20 protein-coding genes are annotated in these 17832 nt (G+C 51.9%); 11 read left to right on the top strand and 9 right to left on the bottom strand.

All coding sequences use genetic code 11. The annotated features are described in order from the left end of the window. The first annotated feature begins 35 nt into the window (after positions 1–35). The 9 genes from yqjA (at position 36) to OGX90_RS05165 (ending at position 4754) form a co-directional block, all read left to right on the top strand. Positions 36–698 (top strand): DedA family general envelope maintenance protein YqjA, encoded by a 663-nt coding sequence (yqjA, locus tag OGX90_RS05205; RefSeq protein ID WP_003828561.1) that lies wholly within the window; start codon positions 36–38, stop codon positions 696–698. An 18-nt stretch (positions 699–716) separates the two neighbouring features. Continuing rightward, a complete protein-coding gene (gene mzrA / locus OGX90_RS05200; protein WP_162623447.1) occupies positions 717–1085 on the top strand; it encodes an EnvZ/OmpR regulon moderator MzrA in 369 nt (122 codons plus the stop codon). Positions 1086–1233: 148 nt separating this feature from the next. Beyond that, positions 1234–1602, top strand: coding sequence for a DUF1090 domain-containing protein (locus OGX90_RS05195; RefSeq protein WP_032941739.1), 369 nt, complete (start codon positions 1234–1236; stop codon positions 1600–1602). A gap of 33 nt (positions 1603–1635) precedes the next feature. After that, positions 1636–1941 carry an ElaB/YgaM/YqjD family protein gene (locus tag OGX90_RS05190; protein WP_003024832.1) on the top strand — a complete coding sequence of 102 codons (306 nt, stop codon included), beginning with the start codon at positions 1636–1638 and terminating at the stop codon, positions 1939–1941. 2 nt (positions 1942–1943) lie between these two features. Then, positions 1944–2339, top strand: a complete 396-nt coding sequence (locus OGX90_RS05185) for a phage holin family protein (protein WP_003828567.1) — start codon at positions 1944–1946, stop codon at positions 2337–2339. Beyond that, positions 2339–2638, top strand: a complete 300-nt coding sequence (locus OGX90_RS05180) for a YqjK-like family protein (RefSeq protein ID WP_003828569.1) — start codon at positions 2339–2341, stop codon at positions 2636–2638. The genes OGX90_RS05185 and OGX90_RS05180 overlap by 1 nt, the downstream gene beginning before the upstream one ends. 173 nt (positions 2639–2811) lie before the next feature. Next, complete coding sequence (locus OGX90_RS05175) at positions 2812–3204, top strand: DoxX family protein (RefSeq protein ID WP_003024847.1); 393 nt, start codon at positions 2812–2814, stop codon at positions 3202–3204. Positions 3205–3276: 72 nt separating this feature from the next. After that, positions 3277–4263: a glutathionyl-hydroquinone reductase YqjG gene (yqjG, locus tag OGX90_RS05170; RefSeq protein ID WP_008785878.1), complete on the top strand. Its 987-nt coding sequence runs from the start codon at positions 3277–3279 to the stop codon at positions 4261–4263. A 125-nt stretch (positions 4264–4388) separates the two neighbouring features. After that, positions 4389–4754 carry a DUF805 domain-containing protein gene (locus OGX90_RS05165; protein WP_008785879.1) on the top strand — a complete coding sequence of 122 codons (366 nt, stop codon included), beginning with the start codon at positions 4389–4391 and terminating at the stop codon, positions 4752–4754. Between the two features lie 108 nt (positions 4755–4862). On the opposite strand, the gene yhaJ is transcribed toward OGX90_RS05165, so the two are convergent. Next, entirely contained in the window at positions 4863–5759 is an 897-nt protein-coding gene (gene yhaJ, locus OGX90_RS05160; protein WP_003024855.1) for a DNA-binding transcriptional regulator YhaJ, read from the bottom strand. Positions 5760–5863: 104 nt separating this feature from the next. Here yhaJ and OGX90_RS05155 point away from each other — a divergent pair, with 104 nt between their 5' ends. After that, on the top strand, positions 5864–6565 hold the full coding sequence (locus OGX90_RS05155; protein WP_003024860.1) for a pirin family protein: 702 nt from the start codon (positions 5864–5866) through the stop codon (positions 6563–6565). Between the two features lie 26 nt (positions 6566–6591). Next, positions 6592–6741 (top strand): protein YhaL, encoded by a 150-nt coding sequence (locus tag OGX90_RS05150; RefSeq protein WP_003828578.1) that lies wholly within the window; start codon positions 6592–6594, stop codon positions 6739–6741. Positions 6742–6795: 54 nt separating this feature from the next. Here the strand turns inward: OGX90_RS05150 and OGX90_RS05145 are convergent, their stop codons facing one another. The 8 genes from OGX90_RS05145 to tdcB form a co-directional block, all read right to left on the bottom strand. Continuing rightward, the gene (locus OGX90_RS05145) at positions 6796–8106 is read right to left on the bottom strand and encodes an L-cysteine desulfidase family protein (protein WP_048236821.1); all 1311 of its coding nucleotides are present in this window, start codon (positions 8104–8106) and stop codon (positions 6796–6798) included. Between the two features lie 24 nt (positions 8107–8130). Further along, entirely contained in the window at positions 8131–9462 is a 1332-nt protein-coding gene (locus tag OGX90_RS05140) for an SLC5/6 family protein (protein WP_020996346.1), read from the bottom strand. Positions 9463–10031: 569 nt separating this feature from the next. Continuing rightward, positions 10032–11396 carry an L-serine ammonia-lyase gene (gene tdcG, locus OGX90_RS05135; RefSeq protein WP_048236822.1) on the bottom strand — a complete coding sequence of 455 codons (1365 nt, stop codon included), beginning with the start codon at positions 11394–11396 and terminating at the stop codon, positions 10032–10034. Positions 11397–11483: 87 nt separating this feature from the next. Next, complete coding sequence (locus OGX90_RS05130) at positions 11484–11879, bottom strand: enamine/imine deaminase (RefSeq protein WP_048236823.1); 396 nt, start codon at positions 11877–11879, stop codon at positions 11484–11486. Between the two features lie 13 nt (positions 11880–11892). Further along, positions 11893–14187 (bottom strand): formate C-acetyltransferase, encoded by a 2295-nt coding sequence (pflB, locus tag OGX90_RS05125; RefSeq protein WP_043017750.1) that lies wholly within the window; start codon positions 14185–14187, stop codon positions 11893–11895. A 28-nt stretch (positions 14188–14215) separates the two neighbouring features. Then, positions 14216–15424, bottom strand: coding sequence for a propionate kinase (gene tdcD / locus OGX90_RS05120; protein ID WP_048225677.1), 1209 nt, complete (start codon positions 15422–15424; stop codon positions 14216–14218). A gap of 31 nt (positions 15425–15455) precedes the next feature. Next, the gene (tdcC, locus tag OGX90_RS05115; protein ID WP_008785886.1) at positions 15456–16787 is read right to left on the bottom strand and encodes a threonine/serine transporter TdcC; all 1332 of its coding nucleotides are present in this window, start codon (positions 16785–16787) and stop codon (positions 15456–15458) included. Positions 16788–16809: 22 nt separating this feature from the next. Next, positions 16810–17799, bottom strand: coding sequence for a bifunctional threonine ammonia-lyase/L-serine ammonia-lyase TdcB (tdcB, locus tag OGX90_RS05110; protein WP_003828594.1), 990 nt, complete (start codon positions 17797–17799; stop codon positions 16810–16812). Positions 17800–17832: the final 33 nt, after the last annotated feature.

Below are 17832 nucleotides of genomic sequence, written 5' to 3'. Positions count from 1 at the left end.
CGGCATGACGACAACCGATTCTCCAGGAATATTGAATGGAACTACTGACTCAATTACTAAATGCTTTATGGGCTCAGGATTTTGAAACGCTGGCCAATCCTTCCATGATTGGCATGCTCTATTTTGTACTCTTTACCATTTTGTTTCTGGAAAACGGACTGCTGCCAGCAGCCTTTTTACCTGGCGACAGTTTGCTGGTACTGGTCGGCGTACTTATTGCCAAAGGCGCAATGGGTTTTCCGCAAACGGTGCTACTACTCACCACCGCAGCCAGCCTCGGTTGCTGGCTCAGCTATATACAAGGTCGATGGTTGGGCAATACCCGCACAGTGCAAAACTGGTTATCTCATCTTCCTGCACATTACCATCAGCGTGCGCATCATCTGTTCCATAAGCATGGCTTGTCTGCGCTGCTGGTCGGTCGCTTTATCGCGTTTGTCAGAACATTACTGCCGACCATCGCAGGATTGTCCGGCCTGAACAATGCGCGCTTTCAGTTCTTCAACTGGATGAGCGGACTGCTTTGGGTCCTTATTCTCACATCGCTGGGCTATCTGCTGGGCAAAACACCGGTGTTTCTCAAATATGAAGATCAGCTGATGTCTTGCCTGATGCTGCTTCCTGTGGTGTTACTGGTGTTTGGTCTGGCAGGTTCACTGGTTGTTCTTTGGAAAAAGAAATACGGGAACCGAGGGTAAATTATGCTGAAATCATGCATAACGCTCCGACGACTTGCCTGGTCCACCACTTTTATGTTGTTCATCGGCGCGTTGCTCCTGACCTGGTCGGTCATTCGCCAGCAGGAGTCAACGCTTGCCATTCGCGCCGTAAACCAGGGAGCCAGCATGCCTGATGGCTTCTCTATCTGGCATCACCTGGATGCCAACGGCATTCGTTTTAAAAGCATCACTCCGCAAAATGACGCCCTGCTGATTACCTTTGATTCCAGTGCGCAGAGCGCAGCGGCAAAAGTCGTACTGGATCGAACGTTACCGCACGGTTTCGTTATCGCTCAGCAGGATGATAATAATCAGGCGGTTCAGTGGTTATCCCGCTTACGTGAGACCCCACACCGTTTTGGTTAATTTCCAGGAATCTGAATTAGATCACTCACTTTGGTGATTTCACCGTTTAGCGCCTATGATTAATAAACTGGGTTTATGACCCAACGCTTTATTATTCTGGAGCATCGACCCTAAACGAAGAGGTCGAATCACAATGGAAGGTTCAAGAATGAAATACCGCATCGCTTTGGCAATTAGCCTTTTCGCTCTCAGTGCCGGCAGCTACGCCACCACCCTCTGTCAGGAAAAAGAACAAGACATTCAGCGGGAGATTAGCTATGCCGAAAAACACAACAATCAGAGCCGTATCAATGGGCTGAACAAAGCGCTGAGCGAAGTCAGAGCAAACTGTACTGACAGCAAACTGCGCGCTAACCATCAGAAAAAGATCGCCGAGCAGAAAAATGAGATTGCCGAGCGTCAACGTGACTTAGCCGAAGCTAAGCAAAAAGGCGATGCGGATAAGGTAGCAAAGCGTGAACACAAGCTTGCTGAAGCTCAGCAAGAGCTAAAAGAACTCGAGACCCGCGATTACTAAGTACGGTAACTAGCCACTCAACTGGAGAAAACTATGTCGAAAGATAATGCTACGGAAAACCTGCGCGCTGAGCTGAAATCTCTTGCGGATACGCTTGAAGAAGTACTTAGCTCCTCTGGCGATAAGTCGAAGGAAGAGATGAGTAAAATTCGCAGCAAAGCCGAACACGCGCTGCGCGAGAGCCGCCATCGTCTGAGTGAAACCAGCGATGTGATTGCCAAACAGACCCGTGAGGCCGCGGCTAAAGCCGATAACTACGTGCGCGAAAACCCATGGACAGGCGTCGGCATTGGCGCTGCAGTCGGTGTGGTGCTTGGTGTACTGCTGTCGCGCCGTTAACAATGGCTGATTCTCAACACGCACAAGGTCCAGGCAAAGGCGTACTGGGTATTGGACAGCGGATCCTGACGATTCTCGTTGAGATCGTAGAAACACGGCTGCGGCTGGCCGTCGTTGAGCTGGAAGAGGAAAAAGCCAATCTCATCCAGATCCTGCTGATGCTTGGGCTGACTATGCTGTTCGCTGCGTTTGGCCTGATGAGCCTGATGGTGCTTATCATCTGGGCTATTGACCCTCAATACCGCCTGAACGCCATGATTGCCACCACCGTTGTGCTGTTGCTGTTAGCGCTGATTGGCGGGATATGGACGCTGCGTAAAGCACGTAAAACAACGCTGCTACGCCATACACGCCAGGAACTCGCTAATGACAGGCAAGCCCTGGAGGATGATGCATAATGAGCAGCAAAGTCGAACGTCAAAAGCGTAAGGCGCAACTGCTTGGACAGATCCAGCAGCAACGGCTGGATCTGTCTGCTACTCGCCGCGACTGGCTGGAAGCCACCGAGGTCTACGATCGTGGCTGGAAGACGCTACTGAACCTGCGTGGCTGGGTGTTGGTCGGGAGCAGTATTATGGCGGTTCGCACCATCCGCAACCCGAATCTGCTGGTACGCTGGGCTAAGCGCGGCTTTAGCGTCTGGAGTATCTGGCGTCTGGTGAAATCGACCATCAGACAGCAGCAACTGCGCGGCTAATCCTTTCCTTACCCCCAACCTCAAAAATTTTGAAAAATACTGACAGTTTTCCTTGCTAACAATTCTCATTAAGCACGTTTATGATTCTCTCCATCGACAGCAACGACGCGCTCTGCAGCGTCGATGCACAAAAAAACACAATAAGCCGCCTGAGTGGTTTCCTGGAGAGTATGATGAAGAAATTAGAAGATGTTGGTGTACTGGTAGCGCGCATTCTGATGCCAATCCTGTTTATTACCGCAGGTTGGGGAAAAATCACCGGATATGCGGGTACCCAACAGTACATGGAAGCCATGGGCGTCCCAGGATTTATGCTGCCGCTGGTGATTCTGCTTGAGTTTGGCGGCGGTCTGGCAATTCTGTTCGGTTTCCTGACCCGTACAACCGCGCTGTTCACCGCAGGCTTCACATTGCTGACGGCGTTCCTCTTCCACAGCAACTTTGCGGAAGGTGTGAACTCTCTGATGTTCATGAAAAACCTGACCATCGCAGGCGGTTTCCTGCTGCTGGCTATCACCGGTCCAGGCGCATTTAGTATTGACCGCGTGCTGAATAAAAAGTGGTAATCAAACTATACTGAACACATCAAAAAGCGAGGAGATATCTCCTCGCTTTTGCTATCTGAGGAGGCGAAAATCATGGGACAACTGATTGACGGCGTCTGGCATGACACCTGGTACGATACCAAATCAACCGGTGGAAAATTTCAACGTTCTGCATCGGCTTTCCGTAACTGGCTCACCGCGGATGGCGCGCCTGGCCCGACCGGTGAAGGTGGCTTTGCTGCCGAAAAAGACCGCTATCATCTGTACGTTTCTCTGGCCTGTCCGTGGGCGCATCGCACGCTGATTTTGCGCAAACTCAAAGGGCTGGAACCGTTTATTTCCGTTTCTGTTGTGCATCCGCTGATGCTGGAAAACGGCTGGACCTTTGACGATAACTTCCCGGCGGCAACCGGCGATACCCTGTATCAACACGAATTTCTTTATCAGCTCTATTTACACGCCGATCCGCACTACAGCGGTCGGGTCACCGTTCCGGTGCTGTGGGATAAAAAGAACCACACCATTGTCAGCAACGAATCTGCAGAAATCATCCGCATGTTTAACACCGCGTTTGATGCGCTGGGCGCGAAAGCCGGAGATTACTATCCCCCTGCCCTGCAAAGCAAAATCGACGAGCTGAACGGCTGGATTTATGACAACGTTAATAACGGCGTGTATAAAGCCGGATTTGCCACCAGTCAGGAAGCCTACGACGACGCCGTGGATAACGTCTTTCAATCTCTGGCACGACTGGAGCAGATCCTTGGGCAACATCGCTACCTGACCGGCGACCAGCTAACCGAGGCCGACATTCGCCTGTGGACCACGCTGGTACGCTTTGATCCCGTGTATGTCACCCACTTCAAGTGCGACAAACACCGGATTAGCGACTATCTGAACCTGTACGGTTTCCTGCGTGATATCTACCAGATGCCGGGTATTGCGGAAACCGTCAATTTCGATCATATCCGCAATCACTACTTCCGTAGCCACAAAACCATTAACCCGACCGGCATTATTTCTGTTGGGCCGTGGCAGGACCTCAACGAACCTCATGGGCGTGACGAGCGTTTCGCCTGATTTACACAGGCCCCCATTTGGGGGCTAAATAATTAATACCGTAAATATTTACCATCATTTCATTCACAGCTATTCTTAATTTGATTACTTTAAAAACAAGTAATTGAATGCAGAACGAGGCAAAAATGGATTGGTATTTAAACGTATTAAAGAATTACTTTGGTTTTGGTGGCCGCGCACGTCGTAAAGAATACTGGATGTTTGTGCTGGTCAACATCATCTTCACATTCGTGCTGGGTATTCTGGACAGAATGTTTGGCTGGGAGCGCGCCGGTGGAGAAGGCATATTAACGACGATTTACGGGGTTCTGGTCTTTATTCCGTGGTGGGCGGTACAGTTCCGGCGTTTACATGACACCGATCGTTCAGCCTGGTGGCTACTGGTGCTGCTGATCCCGATCGTAGGCTGGCTGGTGATCATCATTTTCAACTGCCAAAACGGGACTCAAGGGAGCAACCGCTTCGGGCCCGATCCCAAACAGTTATCCTGACGTAGCATATGTAGATGCCTGATGGCGCTGCGCTTATCAGGCCTACAACATACTCCGTCTTCCAGGCCGGATAAGGTGCTTCGCACCGCATCCGGCGTAACAGTCAGGCTATTTACCCGCAAACAGCTTGGGGATTTCCCGCAGACACCAGGATTTCGCCTCGCCCATGCTGTCACGACGCCAGGCCATAATAATATCTATCTCGCTTGTCGATTCCGGACTAACGACCCGCAGCCGACCAGCCGCAATATCCTCTTCCACCAGCGGATACGGCATCGTCGCCACGCCAAGTCCTGCCAACAGCGCCTGACGTTTATCTTCTATCGTACTCACCGTCAGACGCGGCTGCTTATCCAGCAGTTGAACTGTCAGCACCGGACGTTCACGGGCGGTATCCGCCACCGCGATCCCACGGTATTTAACGCGGGTGACTTCCGATAACGGTTCCGGCTCCTGATGGATAGGATGATCCGGGGCCGCTACATAGACGTTCATCAGCGAGTACAGCTTGCGCGAGTTGATTTCTGAGGATGAGCGAAAATGCATATCCGGCGCAATCACGATATCCGCCCGCCCCTGCTCAAGACGCTCCCACGCCCCGGCCAGAACTTCGGTAATAACGGAAAGCTGGGTATTGGCCTTCCCGGCAAGCCTGTCGATCAGCGGGAAAAACGCCGCCGTCGGCACCAGCGCTTCGGTAACGATAGTCAGATGCGTTTCCCAACCGCGAGCCAATGCTTCGGCATCGGTAGTCAGTTTATCCGCAGCTTCCAGCAGTACGCGCCCGCGCTCCAGCAACATACGCCCAACGTTAGTGAATTTTGTGCGGTGGCCTGAACGGTCAAACAGCACCACGTCCAGCTCTTCCTCCAGCTTCTGCATGGTATAGCTAAGTGCGGAAGGAACGCGTCCCAGTTCGTCTGCCGCAGCAGCAAAACTACCGCGTCTGTCTATTGCGTCCATGACGCGTAACGCTTCAAGCGTTAAAGCCCTTTCTTTGGCCATCTCGTTCTCATTCAGGAAATTTGAACATACCGGGCAGAATATCTGGCTAACAATGCAGCGTCTAGCCATTTAACATAAAAGGAAGTAAAGAGAGGTCAAGAACTATGATTACTACCCGTACAGCCAAACAATGCGGGCAAGCAGACTACGGCTGGCTGCAGGCCCGTTATACCTTCTCCTTTGGACACTATTTTGATCCTAAACTGCTGGGTTATGCCTCGCTGCGTGTTCTGAACCAGGAAGTTCTGGCACCGGGGGCCTCTTTCCAGCCACGGACCTATCCGAAGGTGGATATCGTCAATCTGATCCTCGAAGGGGAAGCGGAGTACCGAGACAGCGAAGGCAACCATATCAAGGCCAAAGCAGGTGAAGTTTTGCTGCTCGCGACACAGCCCGGGATTAGCTATAGCGAACACAATATCAGCAAAGACAAACCGTTAACCCGGATGCAGCTCTGGCTGGACGCCTGCCCACAGCGTGAAAACGCCTGTGTACAGAAAGCCACGCTGGGAACCGGTAAGCATCAGTTGCTGGCCTCGCCGGACGGTGAACAAGGCAGCCTGCATCTGCGCCAACAGGTATGGGTACACCACGTTGAGCTACAGCAAGGTGAATCGTTGAGTTTTCAGTTACATGGGCCACGTGCTTATTTACAGTCGATTCACGGCAGATTCCATGCTGTGACGTCTGGCGCCGAAAAAGAAGCGCTCACCTGTGGCGATGGGGCATTTATTCGTGACGAAACTAACATAACGTTAGTCGCCGATACCCCGCTGCGCGCTTTGCTGATAGATTTGCCCGTATAGTCAGGGAAAACAATGGAGTACGACTATTGAGCAAGAAATCATCAAAAAAACGCCAGCCTCAGGTTGAGCCGAAAAAACAGGAAACAGTTACCTTCGGCTATGAAGAAATGCTGACAGAGCTGGAAGCGATTGTGGCCGATGCCGAACTACGGCTGGAAGACGAAGAAGCCGCCTGAACAGGCGGCTTAGACTTATGCCGGGTGGAGGCAACGCCTTACCCGGCCTACAGATTAATGTGCCTTACTGGCCATGATCTCAATAATCTGCTTGTCGGTTTCCTGCATTGAACGACACGCCAGCGCGCACAGGTTAGCGATAGATTGTTCCACGTTATGCGCCACAATCCCTTCGTTGCCGGTTACAGCAGTATCATCCAGCGCCATCAGTACCGCTTTCCACGCCGCGGAAGCACTGGTTGAGACTTTCATCGCGCAGCTGTTTGAAGCGCCATCGCATATCATTCCGCTCACGTCACCAATCATGCTGCTGATCGCCATCGCGATGGTGTTGTAGCGACCATCTACGATCCATGCCATCCCCGCTGCTGCCCCCATCGCCGCCGTAGTTGCCGCACACAGTGCAGACAAACGCGGAAGCTGATGATGGATGTAGATAGCGCTCAGATGAGACAACATTAGCGCACGTGCCAGTTTCTCCTCATCCGCGCCAAAGTGCTCAGCCACCACCATCACCGGAACAGTCGCGGTAATGCCCTGATTACCGGAGCCGGAGTTGCTCATGGCCGGCAGCGTCGCCCCGCCCATTCGCGCATCCGATGCCGCACTGGTGCGGATCAGAATAGAGGTGGAGAGATCGTTCGCCAACAGGCCACGCACACACTGCTTCTCAAGCGTAGTTCCGATGTGCAAACCCCAGTTACCGCGCAGCCCTTCCTGAGACAGCGCACCGTTCAGTTTTGCCGCATCGAGAATGAAGCGGATTGACTCAAACGGTACCGCGTTCACGAACGCCAGAATCTCTTCCAGCGAGGTGTGAGACAATACCGCCAGCGGCGACTCCTGTTCCTCTTCCTGAGCATTCTGTTCTGTGGTGAACACTACGCCCTTATTGGTTTCGATGTGCACAATGTTGGTATGACCGCCCACAATCGTCACGCACGCCCATCCTTCAGCGCTGTAAACCTTCGCGCGGGAAAAGAGGATGTCCTCGCAAGGCTCCTGCAGCATCACCGCAACCTTGCCAGCGCTCAGCATCGCTTTCGCATCGGCGATCGCTTGTGGTGACGCATCTTTCAGTACCTCTAAACCGGCACGGGCATTTCCCCCCAGCGCACCCAGCGCCGCCGCGACAGGTAACCCGACCATTCCGGTACCCGGCACGGTAACGCCCATGCCGTTTTTCATCAGGTTCGGTGAGACCCACGCGTCAATGCGTTCAACCGCGCCGTCCAGCTCAGAGGATGCAACCGCCGCCGCCAGAGCCAGAGAGATAGGTTCTGTACAGCCCAACGCAGGCTTAACTTCTTCCTGCACCGCGCGGATAAAACTATCCCATAATGGATTCAATGTAGTCTCAAACATAACAACAACCTTTGCTCAAATATCTCAGGAAAATGCCAGGAACGGAGAAACGCACAACAGCAGGCCCGTGAAAATAATCAGATACAGGGAAGCGCCTTTGTATTTGTGCAGTGCAGGAACTTTGTAGACCAGCCAGGCCGGGATCAGACAACCCACCATGCCGAAGATAGGGCTACAAATAGAGGTGAAGCTCAGCACCGGCGCGTTGAGCACAATTGCGCTCCAGGCCAGCAGGATGGCAAAAATCATAATGCCGCGCTGAACAAAGGTTTCGTTGATTTTCTCAGCCGGCATATAGCGGCGCAGAATGTTCATCACGATCCCTTGAGTCGCTTCACGGAAACCTAAGTAGACACCGAAGAAAGCGGTCATAACGGCGAAAATGTTCAGAATAACGCTGACGATTTTCACCCAGCCAGCACCCGCACCATTGATAAATTGCGCGGCAATCGCCAGAGCGGAAATGTTCTGCTCATAAGCTTTAACCGCTTCGTCGTGGCCCATCGCCAACGTGAAGGAAACGGCGTAGAAAAAGACGGTAACAAACAGAATACCGAACGCGATGTTCATGGCACGCAGGGCTTTATGGCGCGCCACTTCGATGGATTTGTTGCGTGAACGGTATGAGATAACCATCGGGCTTAAGGTCTGAATAAACAGAATCGAGGTCAGCGTAAACGGCAGAGTGATGATCGCATTTTTGATCAGCAGCGCCATCGGCGGCAGTGAACCCGCGTTATGCAGATGCCACATCCCTACCATCGACACGCCAAGCGCTGCCACAACCAGCAGCTTGGTCATTACCATGCCGGTGGAGATTTTAAACAGCATTTGTTCCCCGCGTGACGAGATAGCCACCAGGATGCAAATCAGTACCAGGCCATAGAACGGGCTGTCGGACAGTAAACCTTCCGTCACACCAAACGTGTGCAGATAGGAGGCGCTGTCATTGGTGATGGCGGTGGAATAAACGAACATCCAGATAACCAGCATCACAAAATACAACGCACCTAACAGGATGCCCCAGTTCTTACCCAGATAGCCGCTGATCACGCTCGGGTAGTCTTTACACTCTGGGGACTCAGCCAGCGTGTTGATAAACAGGCGCTGGAACAGGTACATGGCTGGGTAGCCGATGATAGAGGAGAGCAAGAACACCCACAGCCCCATCAATCCTACCTGGACAGGAAGAAAAACAATCCCCGCGCCAATTGCCATACCGATACTCATAATGACCCAGCCGGTGTCCGTGCTGTCGAATTTAATGGCTTCACGCCATTCGCTTTCGGTCATTCCCGCCCGACGTGCCGGAGCAGATGCGTCGAGTATTACGCTACTATTCGTTGCCGTTTCCATAATTTCCCGCTCAATGTGTAGGTAGAGGTTTTTATATTTTTTTCGTACTGCATCAATGCGATACGCAGTACTTAGGTGCAGGTGAGCTATTGGAGTAATGAAGAAATCATACGCGTAGGATCAGAGAAAAACTTCACAAACAAACCCCTTTAATTTCTAAAAGTTAAGAAATACTTTCTCTTTTACATGAACATATGGGATTTAAATTCTATTTTTGAAGCAGATCACAACAAAAAATGTGCACAAAAGTGCTAATGCTGATCAGTTAACACCTCACCTTCTGCGTTTTTTGTTAAAACAGCAAAACAGATTTAACTGGAAGTCAGTGCGTTGAAGCGATGACCCCGGTCCGGCTGAAAATCGATGAGGCGTTGACGGCTGACCGGGACTGCCCGCAGGGATGCGGGCAGAGGGGACGGCCTGCATGGATGCAGGCTCGGCCCCGACCCGACAGGCAGACGGAATAAGACGAATAGCTCGCGCAGCGACGATTTTCCCGCCGGGAGCCTGGGATGCAAGGGAGCGGCGGCGCTTACGCCTTATCCGGCCTACAAACGCACCCTTTCATCTCAGGTACAAACTACTTTAATCGCCAGACCACCGCGTGACGTTTCGCGGTATTTGTCGTTCATATCTTTGCCCGTTTCATACATGGTCTCGATCACTTTATCGAGCGAAACGCGTGGCTCAGATGTGCGACGTAGCGCCATGCGTGCGGCGTTGACGGCTTTTACCGCGTTGATCGCATTACGCTCAATGCAAGGTATTTGCACCTGTCCAGCAACCGGATCGCAGGTCAGCCCCAGGTTATGCTCCATGGCGATTTCCGCCGCAATACAAACCTGCGACGGGCTACCGCCGAGCAACTCGGTCAGCCCGGCTGCCGCCATTGAACAGGCTACGCCAATTTCACCCTGACAGCCGACTTCGGCACCAGAAATAGAGGCGTTCATCTTATACAGCGCCCCTATCGCCCCCGCGGCCAGCAAGTAACGGGCAATGGAGTTTGCATTCACCGGACGGCGGAACTTGTCGTAATAGGCCAATACGGCAGGGATAATTCCACATGCGCCGTTGGTCGGTGCCGTCACAACCCTGCATCCGGCGGCGTTTTCTTCGCTCACGGCCAGCGCGAACATGTTGATCCAGTCAATAACGTTCATCGGGTCGCTGGACAGGTTATCGCTGGAAACCAGCAACCGGCGTAATGCTACGGCGCGACGCGGTACGTTCAATGGACCCGGCAGGACGCCTTCGGTGTTCATGCCGCGCTCAATGCCGGCGTGCATGACGTCCCAGATGGCGGCAAAACCAGCATCGATTTCTTCTTTGCTACGCATCGCCAGTTCGTTCTGCATCATCAGACCGGAAACGGATAGCCCGTTGCGCTCGCACAGTTTCAGCAGTTCGCTGGCGGAATGAAAATTATAGGGCACGTGTGCTTCAACATCATGCGCCTGACCAAATTGCTCCTCTTCAACGATAAAACCACCGCCGACGGAGTAATAGGTTTTGCTTAATAGCGTCTCGGTGCCGTTCCATGCGGTGATACGCATGCCATTTTCATGGCGCGGCAGCGTTTCGGCGTGAAAAAGAATATTTTTATCTGGAGTGAAATCGACAATATGCGTGCCCTCTGCAACCGGTAAACGTCCGGTACGGGCCACTTCCTGAATAAAGCCAGCGATTGAATCTATATTAACGTTTTGCGGACTGTTACCGGCCAGTCCCATTATGATGGCGACGTCTGTCGCATGACCTTTTCCGGTCAGGGAGAGCGATCCGTAAAGATCGACCACAATATGCGTAGCCTTGGGGAGTTCCCCACAGCTGACCAACAGATCGATAAAGCTTTTACCTGCGTTCATTGGCCCCACGGTATGGGAGCTGGAAGGTCCAATGCCAATCTTAAAAATATCGAATGCGCTAATCATATCCACACCCTCGGATTGCCGTTCAGTGAAGACCAGGTTTCACACTCATTAAGGATCGGGGCGATCCTGAGATCGCCCCGCAAGGGATTACAGCGTGTCGCCACGTACGGCGATGGCTTCAATCTCCAGTTTCACATCCTTTGGTAAGCGGGCGACCTGCACGCAACTGCGCGTGGGGTAGATTGCCTTATGCTCATCAAAGAACTGCTGGTACACCTGATTAATGGTGGCGAAGTCGTTCAGGTCAGAAACGAAAACGGTCGTCTTCACGATATCGCTCACTTTCAAACCTGCGGACTCGACGATCGCTTTCACGTTTTCCAGGCTTTGACGCGCCTGATCGGCCACGTTTTCTGCCACTTCACCGGTCTGTGGACATACCGGGATTTGACCTGACGTCAACACCATGCTGCCCAGAACCACACCCTGTACGTAAGGCCCAATCGCCCCTGGCGCACATTCGGTTGCAATTACTTTTCTCATAGTCCCTCCGGCGTCAGAGCGCCTGGGTGAAAGTACGTGAAATAACATCCTGCTGCTGTTCGCGGGTCAGCGCGTTGAAGCGCACCGCATAACCAGACACGCGGATCGTCAGGTTCGGATAGTTTTCCGGGTGCTCAATGGCATCCATCAACATTTCACGGTTCATAACGTTAACGTTCAGATGCTGACCACCTTCCACATGTGCTTCATGGTGGAAGTAACCGTCCAGCAGACCGACCAGGTTGGTTTTACGCACTCCATCCTCTTTGCCCAGCGCTGCCGGCACAATGGAGAAGGTGTACGAGATACCGTCTTTGGCATAGGTGAACGGCAGTTTGGCAACCGAGGTTAACGACGCCACCGCACCTTTACGATCGCGGCCGTGCATCGGGTTCGCCCCTGGCGCAAACGGCGTACCTGCGCGACGTCCGTCCGGCGTGTTACCGGTTTTCTGTCCGTACACCACGTTGGAGGTAATGGTCAGAATGGACTGCGTCGGCACCGCGTTACGGTAGGTTGGCAACACCTTAATTTTCTTCATAAAGCGTTCGACCAGGTCGCAGGCAATGCTGTCTACGCGCTCGTCGTTGTTACCGTATTGCGGATAGTCGCCTTCGATTTCGAAATCAACTGCCAGACCATTTTCATCACGAATCGGTTTCACGCGAGCGTATTTGATAGCCGACAGAGAATCCGCCGCCACGGACAGACCCGCCATACCACAGGCCATCGTGCGATAGACATCACGATCGTGCAGCGCCATCAGCGAAGCTTCGTAGCTGTACTTGTCGTGCATGTAGTGGATGATGTTCAACGCGCTGATGTACTGCACGGCCAGCCAGTCCATAAAGTGGTCCAGGCTCTCCATCACCGTGTCGTAGTCCAACACGTCATCCATCAGCGGTGCCGTTTTCGGCCCGACCTGGATTTTCAGTTTCTCATCCACGCCGCCGTTGATTGCATACAGCAACGTTTTGGCGAGGTTGGCACGCGCCCCGAAGAACTGCATTTGCTTGCCGATAACCATCGGGCTGACGCAGCAGGCAATGGCATAGTCATCGCTGTCAAAGTCGGCACGCATCAGATCGTCGTTTTCATACTGCAAAGACGAAGTGATGATAGACACCTGGGCGGCGTACTTTTTGAAGGCTATCGGTAGCTGCTCAGACCACAGCACCGTCAGGTTCGGCTCAGGTGCCGGGCCCATGGTGTGTAGCGTATGCAGGTAGCGGAACGAGTTTTTCGTCACCAGCGTGCGGCCATCCAGTCCCATACCGCCGATAACTTCGGTCGCCCAGATTGGGTCGCCTGAGAACAGAGTGTCGAATTCCGGCGTACGCAGGAAGCGCACCATACGGATCTTCATAATGAAGTGGTCGATCAGCTCCTGCGCCTGCTGCTCGTTTAAAATTCCCGCTTTGAAATCGCGCTCAATGTAGATGTCGAGGAACGATGCGGTACGGCCCAGCGACATAGCGCCACCGTTCTGAGATTTCACCGCAGCCAGGTAAGCAAAGTACACCCACTGCACCGCTTCCTGCGCATTACGCGCCGGACGGGAGATATCGCAGCCATATTTCGCCGCCATTTCCTGCATTTGCAGCAGGGCGCGGCGGTGCTCAGACAGCTCTTCGCGCAGACGAATCGTGGCTTCAAGATTCTGGCCCCACTCCAGGTTCGACTGGAGATCGGCAAACTGCAGTTCACGCTCACGCACCAGATAGCGGATACCATACAGCGCGACGCGGCGGTAATCACCGATGATACGACCACGACCGTAACCATCCGGCAGGCCGGTCAGCACGCCGGATTTACGGCAGCGCAGCATATCCGGAGAGTAGGCGTCAAATACGCCCTGGTTATGGGTTTTACGCAGTTCAGTAAACTGGTATTCAAAATCAGCATCCATCTCACGACCATAAGCATCAAAAGAGCTTTTGATCATATTGATGCCGCCAAACGGATGCAGAGCACGCTTGAGCGGCTTATCCGTTTGTAGACCGACGATTTTTTCCAGTTCTTGTTCAATATAACCGGCGTCATGCGCGGTTATCGTGGTCGCAATATTGGTATCGAAATCAACCGGCGCGTGCGTCGAGTTTTCAATACGGATGCCCGCCATAACTTTTTCCCACAATGCAGTGGTCGCAGGCGTTGCTTCGGCGAGGAAAGATTCATCCCCTTCATAAGGCGTATAGTTGTGCTGAATAAAATCACGGACATTAATTTCTTCTTTCCAGTCCGTACCTTTAAAGCCATTCCAGGCTTCGGCATACAGCATATCGCTGGTATCGATATTTACCTTCATGAAAAATAATCTCTCTGCTGAAATTTAATTATGCAAATTCTACTGGTGTATTAATTTTGCCTAAGGCAATGGCATCACGCGCAATCATTTTCTCTTCATTTGTGGGAATAACCGCACAAATAACACGAGCATCTTTATTAGAGATAATTCTTTCGCCATGGGAATTTGGCAGGCTATTCATTTCGCTGTCGATATTCACCCCTAAAACGGCGAGATGTTCAATAACCAGACGACGAATTAATACCGAGTTCTCACCAATTCCGCCAGTGAAAATAATCCCATCAAGACGATGCAGCGATGCGGCATGTCCGGCGATATGGCGTGCAATACGATGCACAAACGTTTTAATCGCCAGCTGCGCACGCTCATGTCCTTCGTGCCAGGCTTTTTCTAACGTACGTAAGTCAGAGGACAAACCGGAAATACCCAGTAAACCGGACTCTTTATTCACTACGCGCTCAAGGTCGCCGAGCGTCTGGTTGGTTTCGCTGGCAATCCACGCCATGGCGCCGAAATCGACGTCTCCACTGCGGGTGCCCATCATCAGCCCTTCCAGCGGCGTCATGCCCATTGAGGTATCAACGCTCTGTCCATTACGTACCGCACAGATTGACGCGCCGTTGCCCAGGTGCGCTACAACCAGACCGGAGTCATCACTCTGCAGTTCGAGAAGCTCATGCGCCCGTTGAGAAACATAGCGGTGCGACGTGCCGTGGAAGCCATAACGACGAACGCCCAACTCCTCATAATATTTCCACGGTAAACCGTACAGATAGGCCTCAGGGGCCATCGTCTGGTGGAAGCTGGTATCAAATACCGCGACCTGCTGCACGCCTGGGAAAAGGTGCTGAGCAGATTCAATCCCGCTCAGGTTCGCATAATTATGTAGCGGTGCTAATGGCGATACCCGGCGAATATTGTCGATAACTTCGTCAGTAATAATTGCTGATTCGGTAAAGATATTTCCGCCGTGGGCAATGCGGTGGCCAATTAAGGCCACGCTGTCCATTAAATTACGTTTCTCCAGTTCAACGGCAATTGCTTTTAATGCGTCTTCGTAGCTGTGGTGAGCCAGCTTAGCTGGCTCTCCTCCATTAATTGCTATGAACGCATTTTCAGAGTTAATACCGTCTGCAATTCCCGCCATTAAAACTTCACAGTTTGCTGCATCCAGCACTGAGAATTTAATGGAAGACGAACCACAGTTAATAACCAGTACTACCGGAAACTCATTCATTTCACTACTCCGCTCATCCTGAGCTTAAGGATTAAAACAGTTTGTAGACGATGTTCAGGATGGTCAGCAGACCAATCACGGTAACAAACACGTTATCCAGACGGCCACGGTATTTCGCCAGTGATGGCGCTTTACGGATGGCATACATCGGCAGCAGGCAGAGCAGAGAGGCAATAATCGGCGCGCCCATTGCTTCAATCAGGTCCAGGATGTTCGGGTTGGCGTAAGCCACAACCCAGGTGGAGCCCATGATGAAGATCATGCTGATGGTATTAAGTTTGCCGGCAGAAACTTTCGTTTTATCGCCTTTATAACCAAACTTCAGCACCAGACCGTTCAGACCTTCCAGCGTGCCCAGATAGTGGCCGAAGAAAGATTTGAAGATAGCAACCAGGGCGATGATTGAAGCCCCGTACTCCAGAACAGTTGCGAAGGTGGACTTCGTACCGGACAGTGAAGCGAAGTGGTTTGCCAGGTAAGACAGCACAGGAATGTTTTGCGCTTTCGCATCCGCCATGTTTGCCGGAGAGAGCGTGAACAGGCAGCTAAAGGCGAAGAACATTACCACCGCAACCATCAGCATACTGGCGCGGGAGATGATTTTAGAACATTTCTGCTCGGTGAATTCGCGACCGTAATCTTTCTCATACTCTTCACGTTTAGAGACGACGAAGGAAGAAACAATCGGTGAGAAGTTGAAAGAGAACACCATGATGGAAATACCCAGCCATACGGTAACCAGGATGCCGTCATGGCCAGTCAGGGCGATATTGCTGATATCAACCTGATCGATAACCGCAGAGTTCCAGTAAGGGATCAGGGACAGAGAAATAAGCACCAGGCTGGCAATGAACGGCCATACCAGGTAGCTCATCACTTTAACCATCAGATCTTTACCAAACCAGATGACGAATGCCATCAACAGCAGCAGGAACAGCGCCACGAAGCCACGGTTTAACGCTGGCATCTGCAGCTGGTTTTCCCAGAAGGTCATAAAGGTGTTGGTAATGGTGACGCCATAAATCCACAGCAGCGGACAAATCGCAAAGAAGTAGAGGAACGTGATAACCACGCCGCCCGTTTTACCAAAGTGCTCTTCAACCGTTTCTGTGATGTTACCGGAAGGGTTAGAACCGGAAAGACACAGGCGTGCCAGCGCACGGTGGCAATAGAAGGCGATGGGGTATGCTAGCACCAGCATGATCAGAATGGGGATCAGTCCGCCAAAACCTGCGCGGATAGGGAAGAACAGCACCCCAGCGCCGATGGCTGTACCAAATAAACCCAGTGTCCAGGTGGTGTCCGATTTGCGCCAGGACGACTGTTTTGTCTGGCTGGATACAATGCTATCAGTAGTACTCATATCCTATCCTCAACGAAGTATATTAAGCGTCAACTAAACCAGTAATTTGAGATACACGAGAAAGGTCGATATTACCGCCAGAAATAATGCTGACTGTTTTTCTGTTCTGGATATAGCTATCTAATTTCCCGCTTAATAATGCTGCGCATGCCAGCGCGCCGGCACCTTCAGTCACAACTTTATTTCGCTGAATTAATGCCACCATGCTGTTGCGAATTTCATCTTCGCTGACCAGGACAATGTCATCCACCAACTCACGAACAATTTCATACGTTAAAGTACCCGGGCGGGAAACGTCACAACCATCCGCCAGGGTGCCGGTCGTTCGGTGCGTGGTTATTTCTCCAGCGTGGAAAGAAGCCGCCATGCCGTGAACGTTTTCAGACTGTACGCCAATAATTTTAATGGTCGGGTTAATAGATTTAATTGCCACCGCAATACCAGCAATCAGTCCACCACCGCCAATTGGCACAATCACGTTATCGACATCGTACAGATCTTCCAGAATTTCCAGACCAATAGTGCCCTGACCAGCAATAACTTTCGGGTCATCATAAGGTGGAATAAAGATGCGGCCTTCAGTTTCCACAATCTCGCTAACCTTAGCGATGGTGTCGTTGAAGTTGTCGCCGTGCAGTACAACTTCTGCGGAATAATCGCAGGTTGCCGCTACTTTAGACTTCGGTGCGCCTTTCGGCATCACCACTTTGCCATCGATTCCGAGCATAGCGCAGGAGAGAGAAACACCTTGCGCGTGGTTACCTGCAGAGCAAGCCACCACGCCCTTACATCTTTCAGCTTCGGTTAATGAACTGAGCTTGTTAAAAGCACCACGGATTTTAAATGAACCGGTACGCTGCATGTTTTCAAACTTGAGGAAAATTTCCCCTTTGCAACGTTCACTAAAATAGTTAGAGCGAGGCATTCCCGTTTTATAAATTTTCCCCGCAAGTCTTTTTTTCGCTTCGAGGATATCTTCAATTGCAACTGGGAGATCGTATGTAATGTGCATTAGAACCTCTTACCTGGGTATTAAAGTAAATAG

Source organism: Citrobacter sp. Cpo012, assembly GCF_030333015.1.
GTDB classification, from domain to species: domain Bacteria; phylum Pseudomonadota; class Gammaproteobacteria; order Enterobacterales; family Enterobacteriaceae; genus Citrobacter; species Citrobacter portucalensis.
This window is presented reverse-complemented; position numbering and strand designations above follow the sequence as displayed.